Annotated in this window: 1 protein-coding gene; it reads right to left on the bottom strand. The window is 72.2% G+C overall.

Annotated elements, in window-relative coordinates; translation table 11 throughout:
• Positions 1-49 precede the first annotated feature (49 nt).
• On the bottom strand, positions 50-1273 hold the full coding sequence (locus tag FDN03_RS15880; RefSeq protein ID WP_138178564.1) for an IS4 family transposase: 1224 nt from the start codon (positions 1271-1273) through the stop codon (positions 50-52).
• Between the last annotated feature and the right edge of the window lie 123 nt (positions 1274-1396).

Below are 1396 nucleotides of genomic sequence, written 5' to 3' on the forward strand. Positions count from 1 at the left end.
CGTGCGGGTGATCTCGGCGTGGAACCGGGCCAGGTGGGCTTTCCAGTCCTCAGGGGGGAATGTCCGCCGTCCCGGTGGCGGAACGGCGGACCAGGCGCAGAGTTCGGGCGAAGCCGACCCGGTCGGGGTCGATGTCGGCGGCCTCGGCGGCGCCGGCGATCAGGGCGGTGAGCGCGTGCTGGACGGTCAGCCAGGCCCACATCTCCTGGACGGCGAGGTCGGGCAGCCGGGAGCGCAGGATCCTGCCGGGGCCACGCAGGTGGGTCTTGAGCTGGTCGTTGGAGGTCTCCTCCTCCCACCGCTCGTTGTAGCCGGCGGCGATCTCGTCGGCCCGGGCGTCACGGGGGTCCAGGATCGTGGTCAGCACGACGACCAGTTCGCCGGTGCCGCCCCCGGCCCGGTCGGGGATGTCGTACTCGACGACCCGGGCCAGGTGCGCCTCGTCCGGGTCGAGGTCGGTGCCGGCCTTCGCGGCGCTGAGCAGCGCGGCCCGCCGCCGGGCACCGGTGACCTTCGGGTTGATCAGCACGGTCAGGAACGTGCCGTCGGACAGGACCTTCACGACCGGCAGGCCCAGCCCGGTCGGGGCCCGCCAGATCAGGTCCGCGCCGGTGCCGGCCGCCAGTCCCCAGTTGTCGAACGAGTAGAACCCCCGGTCGGCGGTCAGCACCTCGTCCCGGCGAAGCCTCATCAGCAGTCCCCGGGCCAGGGCCTTCTCGCTGGTCGTCCACCCGCCGACCTCGGCGGCCCGGAACGCGTGCGTGCCGCACTCCGCCAGCGCGACGACCCGCAGCTTCGGGAACGCCGACCGTTTCTCACCCGAGCCGGCGTAGCCGAACTCGGCGGCGTTCTCCTCGGTGTCGGGCACGTCGACCTCGAACCCGTCGACCGCGAGCAGCAGCCGCCCCCGCAGCCACGCCCCGCGCGTGGACAGCGTCGCGACCGGGCCCGCGACCCGCTCGAACACCTCGGCCATCACCTGAGGGCCCAGCCGTTTGCGCGCCTGGGTGATCCCGCTCGCGCTCGGCGGCGCCCACACCGCGTCCCAGCAGCCGAACCGGTCCAACGACCCGGTCACCTTCGCCGCGACCTCGGCGTAGTCGTCGTCCGGGAACAGGCACATCCCCAACGTCAGATAGGCCGTCACATGCGGCGGCAGCTTCCCGCCCGCCCGCCGCGCCCTCACCCCGCAGACGGCGACCGCCTCGTCCACCGCGTCCCGCGGGACCGCCGTCACCAACACCCCGACCGACACCTGGTCCGGGGTCACCATCGAAGCCACGAACCGTGACCAAACCACCCACCAGCACAGATGCCACGCCGCCACGCCGTACCAACCCACCAGCCAACAACAGCAGAAGATCAACCATCCAAGATCGACTTAAGCTTCACGGCA

The sequence above is a fragment of the Glutamicibacter sp. V16R2B1 genome, from assembly GCF_005774635.1.
GTDB classification, from domain to species: domain Bacteria; phylum Actinomycetota; class Actinomycetes; order Actinomycetales; family Micrococcaceae; genus Glutamicibacter; species Glutamicibacter creatinolyticus.